Genomic DNA, 19,027 nt, shown 5'->3' on the forward strand with positions numbered 1-19,027 from the left:
GTGTAATTTTATATGATTTTGTACTTCATTAATTGTCTGTTGTGCGATTCAAAACCGCTGGCGAGATACATTTTTTGTGCTTTTTCATTGTGCGGTTCCACTTCCAGATAAAGCAACTGTAACGATAGTTTACGACTTTCAGTTGTAATAAATGCAATGGCTTCGTTACCAATCCCTTTTCCACGTGCTTTTTCGGTGACATACAATTCGTCTAAAAAAGCAATTCTTCCTTGGTGTTCAAAACTAAAAACAAAGGTTAGAATAAGATAGCCCACAATTTCGTTGACGGATATAATGAGCCATGCTTTTCCTAAATTTTCATTGGAAATAAATTCTTGAAATAAAGTTTTGGACACATCAACAGAAATGGGATAATTATCTATGGCATAAAATTCCTGCATCAGCGAGACAATGGTTTCAATATCAGTAGCAACCAGAGGTTTAAATTCAATCATTCAAAATATGGTTTAAAATAATGGTGGTGGCGCCTTTATTCATTTGTACAAAAGTGCTGGATATATGACCTTTCTCCTGTCGGATATCATCATTATGAATCAGGTTTTCAAGGGCTTCGTCCAATTCTTTTTGGTTGTTGACGGCAACACAGGCTTCCATATTGACCAAAGCAATTGCTTCTGCAAAATGCGAATAGTTGGGGCCAATAAGGATTGGAACACCAAAAGTTGCCGGTTCTAAGACATTATGAACGCCGGGATTCCCAAAACCGCCACCCACATAGGCAATATCCGCATAACTGTATATTTTTGTTAAAAGACCAATGATGTCAATGATAAAAACATCGAAATCCTGTAGGGACAAGTCGCGACTTGTCCCTACAGTCTCCATTTCAGAGAATAAAACAGTTTTTTTGGCAATGCTGTTTTTTAAATTCTGAATTTGTTCATCCTTTATATTATGTGGCGCAATAATAAATTTGACATTGAAAGTATTCGAATTTATAAAATTCACTATTAAATCTTCATCTTTTGGCCACGAACTTCCCACGACAATAGTGAGTGTGTTGTTTTTAAAATCAGAGATAAAATCCAACGAATTGTCTTTTTCTAAAATTGTAGCCACTCGATCAAATCGGGTGTCGCCAGAAACAGCAACGTCTGTTTTGCCTAACTGCTGCAGTAATTTTTTGGAAGTTTCATTTTGAACAAAAAAGTAGGTAAAGGCATCCAGCGCTTCTCTGTAAAAGCCGCCGTACCACTTGAAAAACAGTTGATTTTTTCTAAGAATTCCAGAAATCAGGTAGGTTTTAGTATTTGATTTTTTGAGTTCAAATAAATAATTGGGCCAATATTCGTATTTGATGAAAAACACTAAATCCGGATGAACGAGATTCAAAAATTGTTGTGCATTTTTCTTGGTATCCAAAGGCAAATAAACTGTAACATCAGCAACTGTATTGTTTTTACGGACTTCATAACCCGAAGGAGAGAAAAAAGTAAGCACGATTTTGTGCGAAGGAAACTGCTTTTTTATCTTTTCGAGCACGGGTAAACCTTGCTCGTATTCACCCAAAGAAGCGGCATGAAACCAAATTGTTTTGTCAGTAGGTTTTATTTTTTGTTCCAAAATAGGGAAAACTACTTTCCTGCCATCCATAAAAAGTTTCATTTTTGGACTGAAAAGTGCTGTGATTTTTAATAAAAAACCAGCAAATTGAACCACTAAAGTATAGAGAAAAAGCATGATTAAAATTTTGGGGCTAAAATACGGTTTCTTTATTTTAATTTCTTCCACAGCAATATTTAAATTTTGGTTGTTAGGAATGTCATTTTTAGTTCATTTGAATAATATCTTTTTTTAATGTAGGTTGTATTGGTTTCAACTCATAAATAGCTATTTTTGTTCTTCGTTTTAAGAAAGTATTTACTGTATTAAGAAATGGTATTCTTTCGAACATTAAACAAAAATTGTAATGAAAAAAATCCAAATGGTTGACTTAAAAAGTCAATATGAAAAAATAAAAGATACCGTTAACATTTCTATTCAGGAAGTTTTAGATACTAATACTTATATTAATGGACCTCAAGTTCATCAATTTCAAAAAACATTAGAAGAATATCTGGATGTAAAACACGTAATTCCGTGTGCAAATGGAACTGATGCGTTGCAAATTGCCATGATGGGACTGGATTTAAAACCAGGCGATGAGGTAATCACTGCCGATTTTACCTTTGCAGCCACAGTGGAAGTAATTGCTTTGTTGCAATTGATACCGGTTTTAGTCGATGTGGATCTATATAATATGAATATTTCTATCGAAGGAATCAAAAAAGCGATTACGCCAAAAACAAAAGCGATTGTACCGGTACATTTGTTTGGTCGTGCCGCCAATATGGAAGCGATTATGGCGATTGCAAAAGAATATAACTTATACGTTATCGAAGATAATGCGCAAGCGATTGGTGCCAATTGTAAATTTTCGGATGGCACTAAAAAGAAAGCGGGAACGATTGGACACGTAGGAGCAACTTCGTTTTTTCCTTCAAAAAATCTTGGGTGTTACGGAGACGGCGGAGCTGTTTTTACCAATGATGATGCTTTGGCGCACAAACTTCGCGGAATTGTAAATCACGGAATGTATGAGCGATACCACCATGATGTAGTAGGCGTAAATTCTCGATTAGACAGTATTCAGGCGGCCGTTTTGAACGCAAAGTTGCCTTTGTTAGATGAGTATGGAAGAGCCAGACAAGATGCAGCCAGGAAATATTCTGCGGCTTTTGAAGGGCATAAAAATATCGTTGCACCAACTATTTGTTCAATTTGTGACTGTCACGTTTTTCATCAGTACACGTTACGAATCATTGATGCTGACAGAAATGGCTTGATGCAGCACTTATTGGAAAAAGGAATTCCTTGTGCTATTTATTACCCAATTCCGTTGCATTTACAAAAAGCCTACGCTGATTCCCGTTACAATGAAGAAGATTTTCCGGTAACCAATCAGCTAGTCAGGGAAGTGCTTTCGTTGCCAATGCATACTGAATTAGATGACGAGCAAATTAAATTCATCACGGATTCGGTTTTACAATATTTAAAATAATATTGTTGTAGAGACGCGATTCATCGCGTCTTTTTTATAAACGATTAGATGCAGTTTATTGCGTCTGTACAAAATTAGAAATCATGAAAATAGTAGTCACAGGTGGGTTAGGGTTCATAGGGTCTCACACCGTAGTGGAATTGCAAAACGAAGGGTTTGAAGTTGTCGTTGTTGATAATTTATCGAATACTTCCTTGAGTGTTTTGGACGGAATTCAGAATATTACGGGGAAAGTTCCGGCTTTTGAAAAATTAGATTTGCGCGAAAAAGAAAAAGTGCAGAATTTTTTCAAAAGGCATCCTGATATTTCAGGGGTCATTCATTTTGCAGCTTCAAAAGCAGTGGGCGAAAGTGTTGAGAATCCGTTGTTGTATTATGAAAATAACATCAATACACTGGTATATGTTTTGCAGGAATTACAGCTAAAACCGGAAGCAAATTTCATTTTCAGTTCTTCTTGTACGGTTTATGGTCAGGCCGAAACCATGCCAATTACGGAAAATGCATCTATTCAAACCGCCATGTCTCCTTATGGGAACACGAAACAAATAGGAGAAGAAATCATTACTGATACTGCCAAAGTTACTAATATCAATGCTATATTATTACGCTATTTTAATCCAATTGGGGCGCATCCTTCTACTGAAATTGGAGAATTGCCTATTGGAGTTCCTCAGAATTTAGTGCCGTTTATTACGCAAACCGGTTTTGGATTGCGAAAAGAACTTTCGGTTTATGGTGATGATTACCCTACTCCAGATGGAACGGCAGTACGCGATTACATTCACGTAGTTGATTTGGCGAAAGCCCACGTAATTGCTCTACAGCGCTTATTGAACAAAAAAAATACGGCTAAAGTAGAAACCTTTAATCTGGGAACCGGAACCGGCAGCTCAGTATTAGAGGTTATTCATACTTTTGAAAAAGTAAGTGGTAAAAAATTGCCTTATAAAATTGTAGGTCGCAGAGAAGGAGACATTACCTCTGCTTACGCCAATACAGATAAAGCCAATACTATTTTGGGATGGAAAGCACAATCCACGCTGGAGCAAGCTATGGCAAGTGCCTGGAAATGGGAACAGAAGATTAGGAGATGAAAAAATCACGCCTGCTTCATGCCAAAAATCAAAAACCTTCAAAATCATTTGATCTTGAAGGTTTTTGATTTTTGGGGTTCTTGCGGAACTGTTTGCGAATCATTTCATCTAGGATTTGAATAAAATGACTCAGAGGAATCCTTTTTGGTTTAATTTGGAAAAAGTAGTTTTGTATTGCTATCTTTTTGTATTAAAGTTGCAAAACTGCCACAAGCGGTAAGAACTAAAAATATAAATTTCTCATGTTAAATTATATGAAAGTCAGGATCTGGACTGTATTTAAAAGCCCAACAGCAATAGTATTAGCTTCGTGTTCGTGTAGCGAAGAGTCAACATCAAGTGAAATAAAAAAGAAGTGAAAAAAGAGGAAGGTGAAGTAGCATGCTGGACTATTTGTCCGGAATGTCAGGGACGTGGCAAAAAAAGTCGTGGGATCAGCAAGAAAGCGCGACTCCGCTATCAACTAGCATTTGATCTATTTGAAAAAACAAAAGACGAAGGAGCGGCTCCAGTGTATCCTAAGGGTCACTTATACTCCTGTTTGAACTGTTACGGATTCGGTTTGGTTCATTCGGATAGTCACCCGGTTGCGGATAAAAAAAACTTCCCACACGTTGCTATTATCGGTGGTGGTATAGGAGGAGTGGCTCTAGCAGTGGCTTGTTTGCACCGCGGGATTCCTTTTACGCTATTTGAACGCGACAGTAACTTCGATGCTCGCTCTCAAGGCTACGGACTTACTTTGCAACAAGGGAGTAAAGCGATCGAGGGATTAGGTATTTTTTCTTTAAAAGAAGGAGTGATTTCAACAAGACATCTGGTTCATACTGCAGAAGGAAAAGTGATTGGGGAATGGGGAGTCAGAAAATGGATACAGTCAGATGCGAAAACATCTCCCAAGCGTTCCAATGTACATATTGCACGACAATCGATGCGTTTAGCCTTACTAGAGCAACTCGGCGGGCAGGATGCAGTACAATGGGGGCATCAGTTGGTAGCGTTTGTGGCATGTAAGGATGGTGTTGATTTAAGCTTTCAAATAGACGGGAAAATAAAGAACTACAAAGCAGATCTTGTGGTTGGAGCCGATGGCATTCGTAGTTCGGTACGGACGCTACTGATTGGGGAGGATATTACTCCATTACGATACCTAGGTTGTATTGTGATATTGGGAATTTGTCCTTTAAGCCGTCTCGAAGGTCTTAATAATTCTTTACTGGACTCGGCTACAGTATTTCAAACCGCCAATGGCAATGAGCGGATCTACATCATGCCTTATACGTCAGACTCAGTGATGTGGCAACTTAGCTTCCCAATGCCAGAACAAGAGGCTAAGACATTAAGCGCTCAAGGACCTCAAGCACTCAAGGAAGAAGCGTGTCGTAGAACGCAGTGGCACGATCCCATTCCTCAGATTTTAGCGGCGACCCTGAAAGCACAGATTTCTGGATATCCTGTGTATGATCGAGAATTGCTCCAGTCAGAAATGATGGAGAAATGGGGGGCAGAGACTTTGATTGGTGATGCGGCTCACCCGATGAGCCCCTTCAAAGGACAAGGGGCAAATCAAGCCTTGCTAGATGCACTTTCGCTGGCTCGGGAAATCTCAAAGGGATGTAGTCCTTTATCTCAATGGAGAAAAGTTGGAATAAGGGAAAGTGTGTTAACGAAGTTTGAAGCGGAAATGTTAGAACGCAGTGGGATCAAAGTGCACGATTCAGCTGCAGCTGCAGAGTTCTTACATTCTGATATCGTGCTTCAAGAGGGTAATGCGCCCAGAGGACGGAGTCTAAAGAAAAAAGATATTTGATCCGCAACAATTTTAATATTGATCATAAACGAAGTGTTCCGTTAAGTAGTAAACATAAAAAAACTCCATTAGAAATAATGGAGTTTTTGTGGGCGATGAGGGGTTCGAACCCCCGACCCCCTCGGTGTAAACGAGGTGCTCTGAACCAGCTGAGCTAATCGCCCTAAACAATTTGGTTACTTTCGTTTCCGTTATTGCGTGTGCAAATATACGCCACTTTTCTAGATTTGCAAGTAAAAACTAAAAAAATTATAAAATTTCTGCTACTACAAAGGTGCTTCCACCAATGTATATAAAATCAGTTGCTCCGGAATTTTTCAGTGCGGCATGATAAGCTTCTGAAACAGAATTGTATATTTCCCCTTTTAGGTCAAAGCTAGCCGATTTTTGTTTTAGAATTAGAACATCCAGCCCACGAGGAATATTGGGTTTGCAGAAATAATAAATTGCTTTTTTAGGAAATAAAGGCAGGATTTCGTTCAAATCTTTGTCATTTACAACTCCCAAAACAATATGTAATGCTTCAAAAGTTTGTTTTTGGATTTGATTCAACACAATTTCCAGTCCATTTTTGTTATGTGCAGTATCGCAAATAACTTTGGGGAATTCTCTTAATTGTTGCCATCTTCCCTGCAGTCCGGTATTTTTCATCACATTCAATAAGCCGGATTTTACATTTTCAGAAGTGATTTTAAATTCGTTCTGATTGTTTAAAACGGTGATGGTTTCTAATACTGTTTTTTTATTGTGCCTTTGATAATCGCCAATTAAATCAGAGGGATAGGTTTCTGAAATTAAATCAGCAGCAAAATAGATTTCCGAATTGCATTCTTTGGCTTTAGCCAAAAAAACAGGTCGGGTTTCAGGAGTGTATTCTCCTATTATCACGGGAAGGTTGGGTTTGATAATTCCCGCTTTTTCAAAAGCGATTGATTCAAGTGTGTTGCCCAAAAATTGCGTGTGGTCCAATCCTATATTGGTAATCACCGAAACTAATGGAGTGATAATATTGGTAGCGTCTAATCGTCCGCCCATTCCCACTTCTATAACAGCGATGTCTACTTTTTCTTTGGCAAAATAATCGAAGGCTAAACCAACGGTCATTTCAAAAAAACTCATGTCATTGGATTCAAAAAAATGTTTGTGTTCATGGATGAAATTAGTAACAAATTCCTCGGAAATATCCTTTCCACTAATTTTTATACGTTCCCTAAAATCCTTTAAATGTGGGGAAGTGTACAAGCCAACTTTATACCCAGCTTCTTGAAGTATGGATGCCAACATGTGCGAAGTAGAGCCTTTTCCATTAGTTCCCGCAACATGAATGCATTTTATTTTTTCTTGAGGATTGTCAAGATGTGCTGTGAGTAAATGCGCATTGGTTAAATCTTTCTTGTACGCCGAGGCGCCCTGAAGTTGGTACATCGGGAGCTGGTTAAACATCCAATTGGTGGTTTCCTGGTAGTTCATTTTTGTAATAAAATAGTAATTGTTTGAAATATTTTTCGTTTTTTTTAGTTTAATAGTACATCGAAAAGTATCTTTAGTGCAAAATTGAAATAATTTTTAGAATTAATGATTAAAATACAATAATATTATATGTTTAGTTTTATACAATTACAGGCCGACACGATTACCAACGCTGCTTCAAACGTAGTTATTGAAAAAATTGCTTCAAATGCCGAAATATCCACTTTAGGATTCCTTTTAAAAGGGGGAGTGTGGCTTATCCCAATCGGGATTCTATTATTTTACACTTTTTATCTTATTATAGAACGCTATTTGTATATCAATAAAGCATCAAAAATTGATACTCTTTTGATGCGCGATGTACGTGATAATCTTAATTCAGGGAATCTTGATTTAGCTCGATCTATTGCAGAACGAAATAATACGGCTTCAGGAAATATCATAAAAGAAGGAATTCTGGTTATTGGGCGACCAATTATTGAAATTGAATCTAATATGGATCGTGCTGCAGATATCGAAATAGGAGAAATGGAAAAGCAGTTAGGTCACTTAGGCCTTATAGCCGGAATCGCACCTACGTTAGGGTTTGTTGGAACTATTTCTGGAGTAATTAAAATATTTTATAGTATTTCAGTTACTGAAAATATTAGTATCGGTAATATTTCCGGGGGATTGTATGAAAAAATGATCAGTAGTGGTGCGGGCTTAATCGTTGGTATCATTGCCTACAGCGGATATCATATATTAAACGGCAAGATTGATAATTTTGCTTTAAAAATTCAAAAACAAATCCTGGAGTTTGTAAATATTATTCAAAGATCGTAACATGTCTATAAAACGAAAAAGAAGATTTCATGCTGAGGTAGCCACATCGTCATTAAGTGATATTATGTTTTTCCTGTTGTTGTTTTTCTTGATTATATCAACGTTGGCAAATCCTAATGTGATCAAGATGACCTTGCCAAAAGCTCAGGCGAACGAGAAAACAAATAAGCAATACATTAGTTTATCTGTCACTGAGGATAAAAAATTCTACATAGACAAGCAGGCGGTTTCCTTTGAAGAACTCGAAACAACCTTGATGTCTAAGATGAATTTAGAGAAGGATCAAACGGTTATTGTTCGTATTCCATTCAATTTGCAAGTGCAAGACTTAGTTGATGTACTGCAAATAGGAGTCAAAAACAATTTGAAGTTTGTGATTGCTACCAGTCCAAAGTAATACTGTCATTTTATTTACAGGATTATTTGGGCGTGACCGTAATAGAAAAAGGGGCTAATCAGCATAGTGTTGATTAGCCCCTTTTTCTATTGCGGTCGGGCTATCCGCAGTACTTCGGTACTTGCTACTATCCCTTACGCAAAGTTGTATCTCTGATGTTACGCAGTTGTCATTACTTTATTCCTCGCAATGATAAAAAGATACGCTTCCTAATTGCTCTAATTCAAATTGAAATTGTAAACAATTTTACCGACTTGTTTTTCCGGGGCATCGCTGCTGGCATCCCATCTCGTGCTCATTGCTGCAATTCGGGCTTGGTCTAATAAACATTTTGCGGTATTCGTGGTTCCTCTAACACCAGCAACGGCATTTACTGTCCGTCCGGATCTGTCTACAGATACTTCAACTACAACTTTGCCTTGTTCATTACACGTGTATTTTGGTGCGGGTTTAGAAACAGCTTTTCTGTTTCCTAACGAATATCCCACTCCGCCGCCAGAGCCACTTCCGGTTCCACCCCCGCTTCCGGAACCATAGCCACTGCCAGTTCCTATTCCGCTTCCAGTACCGTTTCCGCCGCCTGTTCCTCCTCCAGAACCACCCGTTCCATAATAACCGTTTGAACTCAGGCTTCCGTTTGCTTTCCCTTTGTTTCCGGCTACTTTGTCATCGCCATCTCCGCCTTTATTGGAGCCTTTCATGAAACTGGATAAAGCATTATTGGTATTGTTAGAAACTTTAGGTTTTACAACTACTGGTTTTGCTGCTTCTTTTATAACTACTGTTGGTTTTTTAGTTTTTTCTTTTGTCGGAATCACAACACTTTCTTCAGTGCTGTTTTCCTGAGATAAAATAGCTTCCTCTGGAGTTGATTTAGCAGGCGTTTGTCTGGTTTGGTTTTTTACCTCCAAAACTTCGCTTTTATAATTCGCACCCGAACCTAAATCGCTGTCGCCAAAATTTACTGTAACGCCACCGCCACCACCGCCACCAGCAAGTTCATCCATGTTTGCAGGAGGCCAGAAACGGATAAAAAATAAAATTAACAACATTGTCGCATACAAAAGAATGGATAGTGCTAACGATTTCTTTTGATCTGATAAAATGGTGAAACTCATTTGTGTTTTAAATTTAAAAAAGTGTATTACTAAAAAACGTTGAAAAGTACTAAAAATTGTTAAGAGTAAAAAGCGACTGCCAGAATATAAATAAGATCGCTTTCGCTTAAAACTAAAAATAAGAAAAGGGATTAAATATATTATAAAATCTTCTTAATATCAGTTCCGAGATTAAAGAATAATGAGTTGGGTAATATTAATAAAAATTCAAATTAATTTTAAAAAAATCGAACCACATAGAAACATAGAAAAAAAGAGTCATATAGCCCAATTCTTGAGTTCACCTAGCCATGGTTTTTACTAAAAAGTGAAACGCCTTCCATAAAGTAAAAATCTATGTTTCTATGTGGTTAAAAAATTAAACAAATTGAATTACCCCCAACGGATTAAAGAATACTTTTTTATTTTAAGTAAGCTGCTTCAATGCTATTTCAAAAGCAGTGGCGCTAATATTTGTTCTACTGGGATTCAAATTATGCGCTTTTTCAATCGCTTTTTTAATAATTTCTGAAGTGTCTTGAAAAATAGCTTCATCCGTCATTTGTACTTTCTTTTCCATGAAATAAGCAAAAACACGAGCCATACCACAATTCGAAATAAAATCAGGAATCAAACTCACTTTATGATCTACATCTTCCATAATTGGACCGAAAAATATTGCTGCGTCAGCAAAGGGAACATTTGCACCACAAGAAATTACTTCAAGCCCATTTGCAATTAAGCTGTCAATTTGAGATTGAGTGACTAATCGCGAGGCGGCACATGGAGTGAATATTTCAGCACCGATTGTCCATATTTTTTGATTGATTTCTTCAAAAGGAATCATGTTTTCGGCTACCAGTTTGTTTCCGTCTTTGGCCAAAAATAAAGCTCTAATTTCTTCAAAAGTGAATCCTTCTTCCTTTATTAATCCACCATCTCTGTCGATAATACCAATTACTTTAGCACCCATTTCGGCTAAGTAAAATGCGGCAGCTGAACCGACATTTCCAAAACCTTGTACGATAGCTTTCTTTCCTTTTACATCGCCACCATAAATCGTGTAATAATTACGAACGGCTTCGGCAACGCCATAACCTGTAATCATATCAGCAATAGTATATTTTCTGGAAACATCTGGTGAGAATTTTGGATTTTCAATCACTTTCACCACACCCTGACGCAATTGTCCAATTCTGTTGATTTTATCTGCTTCTGTCGGTTTGAAGTGACCGTTGAAAACGCCTTCTTGAGGATGCCAAACGCCACATTCTTCCGTCATGGGAATTACTTCATGAATTTCATCCACATTCAAATCGCCACCGGTTCCGTAATAGCTTTTCAATAATGGAGAAACGGCTTTATACCAGCGTTGTAAAACGCCTTTTTTTCTTGGATCATTCGGGTCAAAATTAATTCCAGATTTAGCGCCGCCAATAGCTGGCCCGGAAACCGAAAATTTCACTTCCATGGTTTTTGCCAGAGACAACACTTCATTCATATCTAACCCTTTTCTCATACGAGTACCGCCACCGGCAGCGCCACCACGTAGCGAATTGATGACTGTCCATCCTTCAGCTTCAGTTTCAGCATCTTTCCAATGGAAAACTATTTCAGGTTCTTTATTTTCGAATTTCTTTAATAAATCTTTCATTTGTTGCGATATATTTAATTTTGGCAAATATAAAAAATAGAATAATGTGAAATCTGTATTTTTAGTTTTATTTTGGAGAATAAATAATTCCCGAACTGTGATCTGATTTTGCACCTGTAACGCTGCTCAATACATTTATTTCGCCTCGTAATTTTAAAACGCCGAGTAATGCAAAAATCAACGCTTCTTTAAATTCCAGAATTTTAGTTGATGGAATAATAATTTTCATTTCCGGTAAATGACATTGAATGCGCTCCATCAGAAAATCATTGTAAGCGCCACCGCCAGTTATGAAAAGGCTTCCTTTTTTATTGGGTAAAGCCACCGCAATTTGCAGCGCCACGTGTTCCGTGAACGTGTGTAATTTGTCTTTTATGGGAATGGAATAGCTTTCTATAATAGGTAAAACGGTTTCTTTTACAAATTCAAAACCCAACGATTTAGGATGTTTCTTTTGGTAAAAATCCAACGCATTTAATTCCTGTACTAAATCTTTGTTGCAAATTCCTGTTTTCGAAATACTGCCTTTGTCATCATAATCTAATCCCAGTTGATTGGCATAAAAATTCAAAACAGTGTTTACCGGTGAAATATCAAAGGCAATTCTTTTGTTGTTTTGTTCAAACGACACATTCGAAAAACCGCCTAAATTCATGCAATACTCGTATTCAGAAAATAAAATGCGGTCGCCAATAGGAACCAAAGGGGCACCTTGACCTCCCAATTGCACATCCTGAATTCTGAAATCACAAACAACCGTTTGGCTAATTAAAGGGGCAATTTCCGGCAAATTTCCAATTTGAAGTGTGAATCCGTTTTGGGGTTGGTGCAAAATAGTATGGCCGTGGGAACAAACGGCATCGAGATTTTTTATTTCATGTTTTTCGATGAAATCAGAAATGATAGCAGCCAGAAGTTGCGTGTAATCTTGGTTTAATTTTTCGAGAGCAGTTTCAGAAAAACCGACAGCTATTTTCAATTTGTTTAACCAATCAATGCTATACGGAACCGTCTCGGATTCCAGGATTTGAAAGTCCCATTCATTATTTTTGACAGTAAAGACAATATATGCCAAATCTACACCATCCAGTGAAGTTCCGGACATGACTCCTATAATTGTATACTTTTCTTTAAACATTGGCTAAATTTACGAAATCGTTTGAAATCTAATATTTAATAATTACTTTTGACGACAAATTTAAGAACATTTAATTTACAATAAAAATATGGATTTTAATCTAACCGAAGAGCATTTAATGATTCAGCAAGCGGCACGCGATTTTGCAAATGCAGAACTGTTAGCCGGAGTTATAGAAAGAGACGAACATTCAAAGTTTCCTACTGAACAGGTGAAAATGATGGCTGATTTGGGTTTCATGGGAATGATGGTGGATCCTAAATATGGTGGATCCGGTTTAGATAGTATTTCGTATGTTTTGGCTATGACCGAAATTTCAAAAGTTGACGCTTCTGCGGCAGTAATTATGTCTGTGAATAATTCATTAGTTTGTGCTGGTCTTGAAAAATATTGCAATGAAGAACAAAAAATGAAATATTTGGTTCCGCTTGCAAAAGGGGAAGTAATTGGAGCATTTTGTTTGTCAGAACCAGAAGCGGGTTCAGATGCCACATCTCAAAAAACAACAGCTCTTGATAAAGGGGATCATTATTTGTTGAATGGGACTAAAAACTGGATAACCAATGGTTCTTCAGCGTCAACCTATATTGTAATTGCTCAAACAGATATTGAAAAAGGACATAAAGGAATCAATGCTTTTATCGTAGAGAAAGGTTGGGCGGGTTTTGATATTGGACCTAAAGAAAAGAAAATGGGAATTCGTGGTTCAGATACGCATTCTTTGATGTTCTCTGATGTGAAAGTTCCGAAAGAAAACCGAATTGGAGAAGATGGTTTTGGGTTTAATTTTGCTATGGCAGTTTTAAACGGAGGACGAATAGGGATTGCTTCCCAAGCATTAGGGATTGCAACCGGAGCGTACGAATTAGCATTGAAATATTCTCAAGTGAGAAAATCTTTTGGAAAGGAAATTTTCAAACATCAAGCGATCGCTTTCAAATTAGCGGATATGGCTACTCAAATTATGGCGGCAAAAATGCTAGTTCTAAAAGCAGCTTCTGAAAAAGACGAAGGGAAAGATATTACGCAATCGGGTGCTATGGCTAAGTTATTTGCTTCTCAAACGGCAATGGATACTACAATTGAAGCTATTCAAATTCACGGCGGAAATGGATATGTAGCTGAATATCATGTGGAGCGAATGATGCGGGATGCTAAAATTACTCAAATTTACGAAGGAACTTCTGAAATACAACGAATTGTAATTTCAAGAACATTAGTTTCATAATTATATTGCATACTATTTTACAAACCCTTTCAAGTTATGATTTGAAAGGGTTTTATTTTTCAAATCATTTTTTCAATACATTTACGGAAATTTTTTTTTATGTACGAAGATTTAAAATATTGGTATTTGCGCGATCATAAATTATTCCGGACGTTGAGTTTTGGACAAATCAGGGAATTGTGTATCATCACCGGTTTTAAAAAAGCACAGAAAGGCGAAATTATTTATTTTTCTTCTTCGGATTTGCCAAGAATTTTTCTTCTAAAAAAAGGGAATATAAAAATTGTGGCAGTTGATGAAGACGGCAATGAAACAATTAAAGATATTATTCAAAAAGGAGATTTATTTGGGGAACTGGCTTTGGAAGCCGACAGCCACTCTAATGAATATGCAAAAGTACTTTCGGATGATGTGGCTATCTGTAGTTTTCTAATGTCGGATTTTGAAAATTTATTATTGCAAAATCCAAGTCTGGCGTTGTCTTACACCAAGTTTGTAGGATTAAAGATGAAACGCATTAAGAACAGTTATTCTAATTTGATTTCTAAAGACGCCAGAACCAGATTGTTTCAGTTCCTGAAAGATTGGGCTGAGAAAGAAGGAAAAAAAATAGGTGATAAAGTAGTTATTGAAAATTACCTGACCCAAAATGATATTGCCCAAATTATATGCACTTCGAGGCAGACAACTACACAATTACTGAATGAAATGGAAACGAATGGTACTATTGTTTACAGCAGGAGAGAAATTATTATAACGGACATCAGTGCATTATAATTAATTTAGTGGAACTGTAACATAGCCGACAAATCAGTTCGAAATAGTACAGTAGTTTTACAACTTAAAAATGTAACACTATGAAAAAAATAATTTGTCTGGCCTTATTTACAATTGGATTATCCGCTTACGCTCAAAATAATTTACCAAAATTAGCCACAGAAATCGCTCCATTGCTTATTGGAGAAAAAATTCCTACTTTTACTTTGAAATCTGTAGAAAATAAGGATGTTAATGTAACGGAATTAATCAGTAAGAAAAGAACGGTTTTAGTTTTTTACCGTGGTGGTTGGTGCCCGTATTGTAATGCTCATTTAGCCGCTTTGGCCGAAGCCGAAAAAGAATTGTTGGATTTAGGATATCAAATTATCGCAATAAGTCCCGATGCTCCAAAAAGCTTGAAAGGTACAGATGATAAAGAAAAGTTAAATTATTTGTTATTGTCAGACAGTGCAGGTGAATTGTCGAAGGCGGTTGGGATTGCTTTTCAAGCACCAGAAAATTATAAAGCCATTCTCAATAAAGATTCTGAAGGAGTAAATAGCTCTTTTTTGCCTGTTCCGGCGGTGTTTATTTTAAATGTAAATGCGGAAATTGAATTTGAGTACATCACTCCAAATTTCAAAAACAGAATTTCAAATGATTTGTTGATAGCCGTTGCAAAATCGTTAAGTAAATAGTCATGAAAAAGGTACTGTTTGTTCTAACCGTTTTGTTTGCTTTTTCTGGCTTTGCACAAAACGACAGCAAACGAATGGATCATTTTAATCTTGAAAAAAATGTGGCTATTCAAGGACATGATCCTGTGGCTTATTTCAAACAAGGAAAAGCAGTGAAAGGCAAAAAAGAAATAACAGCATTGCATGAAGGCGTGGTTTATTATTTTTCGATGCCAGTAAATAAAGACTATTTCTTAAAGAATCCTTCAAAATTTGAACCGCAGTACGGAGGTTGGTGTGCTTTTGCGATGGGAGATTCTAATGAAAAAGTGTCTATAAATCCGGAGACTTTCAAAATAAAGAATGGGAAGTTGTATTTGTTTTACAATGCTTTTTTTAATAATACATTGAAAAGCTGGAACAAGAATGAATCTGGATTGATGATGAAGGCCGATGTAAATTGGAATAAAATAGTGAATTAAAAAAATAGAAATCATGAAACTATCTCTGTTTTTCTGATTGCTGAGATTTACGACAGCAGTAATTTTAGTCCAAACGCTGTACTTCAAATTTACGGGGAGTGAAGAATCGGTTTCTGTTTTTTCTACTATGGGGTAGAACCTTATGGACGAATTGGCACTGGAATTGCCGAGTTGATTGTGGTAATTTTGATCTTAATACCAAGAACTTTCTTGTTTGACGCTGTATTGGGTTGCGGAATTATGGTTGGTGCGGTTTTTGCCCATCTGTTTGTGCTTAGGCTTGAAGTTAAAAATGATGGTGGGACACTTTTTATTTTGGCTCTAATTGCCTTTCTTTGTTGCGCTACTTTAATTATTAATGACAGAACTAAAGTGATGAATTTGTTGAATTAAAACGTAAATATGCTACTACCTTCTATTAATAATAGTTTAAACGAGCTGATTGATTTGCTGAATCAATTGTCGCAAAAAGAATATTCAAATTCTTGTGCGGAATTAAGTAATGCAACTATTGGGGAGCATACCAGACATATTCTTGAAATGTTTCAGTGCTTAGAAAATCAATATGATTCAGGCATTGTGAATTATGACAAAAGAGAACGAAATTCCCGTATTCAAACGGATACGACTTTTGCTATTGAAAACATCGTCTTGATTCAACAAAATTTAAACAAGAAAAACAAAAATATCGAGTTGTTGCAAGTTATTGATGGAGAGGAAATCCGAATTGAGAGTAATTATTTCAGAGAATTACTGTATAATCTAGAACATTGCATTCACCATCAAGCACTTATAAAAGTAGCTATTTTACAATGTGAAACAGTAATCATTGACCCTAATTTTGGAGTTGCCCGATCTACCATCGAATATAGAAATCAATGTGCACAGTAAGTTTTGTAGCAACGAATGATACAATTATCATTACCTCCAATCGGGATGAAAAAACAGTAAGACCCAGTGCAATACCTCCAAAAAGTTATACCGTAAACGGGAAAAATATTATTTTCCCAAAGGATCCAAAAGCAGGAGGAACGTGGTTTGTGGCTAATGCTGACGGAGTAATTTTGGTACTTTTAAACGGTGCGGATGAAAAGCATGAAGTACAGCTCCCATATCGAAAAAGCCGTGGCTTGATTGTTTTAGAGATGATCAGTAGCTTATCTCCAAAGGATTTCTGGAGCGAAATTGATTTGGAAAACATTGAACCTTTTACATTAGTTTTATTTCAAAACAACGCTCTTTTTCAATTGCGCTGGAACGGAAAAAAGAAAGAAACAATATCTTTAGACATACGTAAAAATCATATTTGGTCTTCATCAACGTTATATTCATTAGCCATGCGTGAACAGCGTTTGCAGTGGTTTCACACTTTTATGAATGAGAATCCTGAAATTTCCGAATCAAAAATGCACGATTTTCATCGCTACACCGAAGAAGGAAATGATGAAAATGGTTTGGTTATCAATAGAAATGACGAAATGAAAACGTTGAGCATTACACAAGCAGTTATTGAAAAAAATAAAGTTGCTATATTGCATTACGATTTGATTGCGCAACAGGATTTTTCGACCTCATTTATCACCGTTTAATACGTACACATTGACCCGAGTTATGACGAACAGGCGAATCAAACTATTTTTTTATAAAGTTACGCATTGGGAATACTGGCCTTTCCAGATTGTGTATATTCCAATTTATTTTCTTTGGTCCTATTATTCCATCAAGGCAAAATCTATTTTTTTCTTTAATGCGTCTAATCCAACCATAAAAAATGGCGGTTTTATGATGGAGTCCAAAAAACAAATCTACAATTTGATTCCACAACACTATTACCCAAAAACGGAATTAATAAAAGAAGGAACTACTCTTGAAGAAATTTTAAAGACGATTCAAGTATCAAAAATAAAATATCCTTTGATTGCAAAACCAGATATTGGACTGCGAGGCTCCGGAGTCAAAAAAATTAACAATGTTCAAGATTTAAAAGAATATGCTGAAAAAGCAAATTTTGATTATGTAGTGCAGGATTTAATTCCGTTTGACAATGAAGTCGGGATTTTTTATGTGCGTTATCCTCATGAAAAAACCGGTAGAATTACTGGAATTGTTTCTAAAGAATTTCTGATTATTACCGGAACCGGATTCTCTACCGTAGAAGAATTAATCAAAGAAAATCCGCGATACGAACTGCAATTAAAGGTTTTGAAACAAGAATACGGAAAAAAACTACTCGAGATTCTTCCAAAAGGAGAAAAATTGAATCTGGTGCCGTATGGGAATCATGCACGAGGCGCAAAATTCATTGATGGAAGCCATTGGGTAACACCAAAATTGACACAGACTATTAACGAAATGTGTTTGCAAATTCCTGGTTTCTACTTTGGGAGAATGGATGTGATGTACAATACTATTGAAGAATTAGAACAAGGATTGAACTTTTCAGTTGTGGAGCTGAATGGAGCTGCAAGTGAGCCCACCCACATTTATGATCCAAAAAATTCTTTGTTTTTTGCCTGGAAAGAACTTGCGCGTCACATTACCTACATGTACGAAATAAGTGTGGCAAACCATAAAAATGGCACTCCATATTTAGGGCATAAAGAGGGGATGAAAGAATACAGAATGCATCTGAAACAAAGCTATAAAATTGTAAATTTCTAAAATAATGAAGGCATTAAAGAACATTTTTGTTGGTTTTTTAGTGAGTTTTGTCGGCTCGATACCCTTGGGTTATTTGAATGTTGTAGGTTTCGAAATCTATTCAAAGCTAGGAATGAATAGCTTGTTTTTCTTTTTATTAGGAGTGATTTTCGTAGAGATGGTTGTGATTTATCTCACTTTAATTTTCGCAAAGCAATTAGTAAACAATAAAAAATTAATGAAAATTATTGATTTTTTTGCCGTTCTCTTTCTGTTGATTTTAGGGTATTCTTTTTATGCTAATTCCAGTCAAATAATGGAAGAACAAGGGATTTTAGAGAGTTATGCTATGTGTTCTCCTTTCCTTATTGGTGTATTGTTGAATTGTATCAATTTTCTTCAAGTGCCGTTTTGGACCGGCTGGAATCTCTATTTGATAAATGGGGATTATATTTCCATTGTAAATAAGCTCAAACTGTATTATATTGCAGGAACTTTGGTAGGCACATTTTTTGGGATGTTAAGTTTAGTTTTAATATTAAATACCTTATCTAAAAACACAACCAGTTTTTATCAATATGTAATGCCAGTAGTAATTCCGTCATTTTTTGTGGTTTTGGCTCTTGTTCAAATGGGTAAAGTCTACAAGAAATATTATCGAAATAAAACCCTTTTATAAAATAGAAATCTCA

20 protein-coding genes and 1 tRNA gene are annotated in these 19,027 nt (G+C 36.3%); 14 read left to right on the plus strand and 7 right to left on the minus strand.

The window, feature by feature from the left end:
* Positions 1-8: 8 nt before the first annotated feature.
* Both EKL96_RS04385 and EKL96_RS04390 read right to left on the minus strand, forming a co-directional pair.
* Positions 9-455 (minus strand): GNAT family N-acetyltransferase, encoded by a 447-nt coding sequence (locus EKL96_RS04385; protein ID WP_126458669.1) that lies wholly within the window; start codon positions 453-455, stop codon positions 9-11.
* The gene (locus EKL96_RS04390) at positions 448-1,701 is read right to left on the minus strand and encodes a 3-deoxy-D-manno-octulosonic acid transferase (protein ID WP_126458672.1); all 1,254 of its coding nucleotides are present in this window, start codon (positions 1,699-1,701) and stop codon (positions 448-450) included. The genes EKL96_RS04385 and EKL96_RS04390 overlap by 8 nt, the downstream gene beginning before the upstream one ends.
* A 229-nt stretch (positions 1,702-1,930) precedes the next feature.
* Between EKL96_RS04390 and EKL96_RS04395 the strand changes: the two genes are divergently transcribed.
* From EKL96_RS04395 to EKL96_RS04405, 3 genes are all read left to right on the plus strand, one after another.
* Positions 1,931-3,061: a DegT/DnrJ/EryC1/StrS family aminotransferase gene (locus EKL96_RS04395; RefSeq protein ID WP_126458674.1), complete on the plus strand. Its 1,131-nt coding sequence runs from the start codon at positions 1,931-1,933 to the stop codon at positions 3,059-3,061.
* Positions 3,062-3,144: 83 nt separating this feature from the next.
* Complete coding sequence (galE, locus tag EKL96_RS04400) at positions 3,145-4,158, plus strand: UDP-glucose 4-epimerase GalE (protein WP_126458678.1); 1,014 nt, start codon at positions 3,145-3,147, stop codon at positions 4,156-4,158.
* A 355-nt stretch (positions 4,159-4,513) separates the two neighbouring features.
* Positions 4,514-5,968 (plus strand): FAD-dependent oxidoreductase, encoded by a 1,455-nt coding sequence (locus tag EKL96_RS04405; RefSeq protein WP_126458681.1) that lies wholly within the window; start codon positions 4,514-4,516, stop codon positions 5,966-5,968.
* Positions 5,969-6,057: 89 nt separating this feature from the next.
* Here EKL96_RS04405 and EKL96_RS04410 read toward each other — a convergent pair.
* Together EKL96_RS04410 and EKL96_RS04415 are read right to left on the minus strand one after the other, a co-directional pair.
* Positions 6,058-6,132, minus strand: a tRNA-Val gene (locus EKL96_RS04410).
* 85 nt (positions 6,133-6,217) lie between these two features.
* Positions 6,218-7,438, minus strand: coding sequence for a bifunctional folylpolyglutamate synthase/dihydrofolate synthase (locus EKL96_RS04415; RefSeq protein ID WP_126458684.1), 1,221 nt, complete (start codon positions 7,436-7,438; stop codon positions 6,218-6,220).
* Positions 7,439-7,567: 129 nt separating this feature from the next.
* Between EKL96_RS04415 and EKL96_RS04420 the strand changes: the two genes are divergently transcribed.
* Together EKL96_RS04420 and EKL96_RS04425 are read left to right on the plus strand one after the other, a co-directional pair.
* Positions 7,568-8,263, plus strand: coding sequence for a MotA/TolQ/ExbB proton channel family protein (locus tag EKL96_RS04420; protein ID WP_126458687.1), 696 nt, complete (start codon positions 7,568-7,570; stop codon positions 8,261-8,263).
* Between the two features lies 1 nt (position 8,264).
* Positions 8,265-8,660, plus strand: coding sequence for an ExbD/TolR family protein (locus tag EKL96_RS04425; RefSeq protein ID WP_126458690.1), 396 nt, complete (start codon positions 8,265-8,267; stop codon positions 8,658-8,660).
* 218 nt (positions 8,661-8,878) lie between these two features.
* Here EKL96_RS04425 and EKL96_RS04430 read toward each other — a convergent pair whose 3' ends face one another.
* From EKL96_RS04430 to EKL96_RS04440, 3 genes are all read right to left on the minus strand, one after another.
* A complete protein-coding gene (locus EKL96_RS04430) occupies positions 8,879-9,778 on the minus strand; it encodes an energy transducer TonB (RefSeq protein WP_126458693.1) in 900 nt (299 codons plus the stop codon).
* 406 nt (positions 9,779-10,184) lie between these two features.
* The gene (locus EKL96_RS04435; protein WP_126458696.1) at positions 10,185-11,411 is read right to left on the minus strand and encodes a Glu/Leu/Phe/Val dehydrogenase dimerization domain-containing protein; all 1,227 of its coding nucleotides are present in this window, start codon (positions 11,409-11,411) and stop codon (positions 10,185-10,187) included.
* Positions 11,412-11,478: 67 nt separating this feature from the next.
* The gene (locus EKL96_RS04440) at positions 11,479-12,549 is read right to left on the minus strand and encodes an anhydro-N-acetylmuramic acid kinase (protein ID WP_126458699.1); all 1,071 of its coding nucleotides are present in this window, start codon (positions 12,547-12,549) and stop codon (positions 11,479-11,481) included.
* An 88-nt stretch (positions 12,550-12,637) separates the two neighbouring features.
* Between EKL96_RS04440 and EKL96_RS04445 the strand changes: the two genes are divergently transcribed.
* From EKL96_RS04445 to EKL96_RS04485, 9 genes are all read left to right on the plus strand, one after another.
* The gene (locus tag EKL96_RS04445) at positions 12,638-13,777 is read left to right on the plus strand and encodes an acyl-CoA dehydrogenase family protein (RefSeq protein WP_126458702.1); all 1,140 of its coding nucleotides are present in this window, start codon (positions 12,638-12,640) and stop codon (positions 13,775-13,777) included.
* 99 nt (positions 13,778-13,876) lie between these two features.
* Positions 13,877-14,554, plus strand: coding sequence for a Crp/Fnr family transcriptional regulator (locus EKL96_RS04450; RefSeq protein ID WP_126458705.1), 678 nt, complete (start codon positions 13,877-13,879; stop codon positions 14,552-14,554).
* 80 nt (positions 14,555-14,634) lie between these two features.
* On the plus strand, positions 14,635-15,234 hold the full coding sequence (locus EKL96_RS04455) for a peroxiredoxin-like family protein (protein ID WP_126458708.1): 600 nt from the start codon (positions 14,635-14,637) through the stop codon (positions 15,232-15,234).
* 2 nt (positions 15,235-15,236) lie between these two features.
* Positions 15,237-15,695, plus strand: a complete 459-nt coding sequence (locus EKL96_RS04460; protein WP_126458711.1) for a YHS domain-containing (seleno)protein — start codon at positions 15,237-15,239, stop codon at positions 15,693-15,695.
* Positions 15,696-15,881: 186 nt separating this feature from the next.
* Positions 15,882-16,088: a hypothetical protein gene (locus EKL96_RS14415; RefSeq protein ID WP_231507385.1), complete on the plus strand. Its 207-nt coding sequence runs from the start codon at positions 15,882-15,884 to the stop codon at positions 16,086-16,088.
* A gap of 9 nt (positions 16,089-16,097) precedes the next feature.
* Positions 16,098-16,586 carry a DinB family protein gene (locus EKL96_RS04470; protein WP_126458714.1) on the plus strand — a complete coding sequence of 163 codons (489 nt, stop codon included), beginning with the start codon at positions 16,098-16,100 and terminating at the stop codon, positions 16,584-16,586.
* The gene (locus tag EKL96_RS04475) at positions 16,574-17,284 is read left to right on the plus strand and encodes an NRDE family protein (RefSeq protein ID WP_126458717.1); all 711 of its coding nucleotides are present in this window, start codon (positions 16,574-16,576) and stop codon (positions 17,282-17,284) included. Before EKL96_RS04470 ends, EKL96_RS04475 begins: the two co-directional genes overlap by 13 nt.
* Before the next feature lie 22 nt (positions 17,285-17,306).
* Positions 17,307-18,356, plus strand: a complete 1,050-nt coding sequence (locus EKL96_RS04480; RefSeq protein ID WP_126458720.1) for an ATP-grasp domain-containing protein — start codon at positions 17,307-17,309, stop codon at positions 18,354-18,356.
* Between the two features lie 4 nt (positions 18,357-18,360).
* The gene (locus EKL96_RS04485) at positions 18,361-19,014 is read left to right on the plus strand and encodes a hypothetical protein (protein ID WP_126458723.1); all 654 of its coding nucleotides are present in this window, start codon (positions 18,361-18,363) and stop codon (positions 19,012-19,014) included.
* The last annotated feature ends 13 nt before the right edge of the window (positions 19,015-19,027 follow it).

Origin of the sequence: Flavobacterium sp. LS1R10 (assembly GCF_003968825.1) — a bacterium.
Classification (GTDB): domain Bacteria; phylum Bacteroidota; class Bacteroidia; order Flavobacteriales; family Flavobacteriaceae; genus Flavobacterium.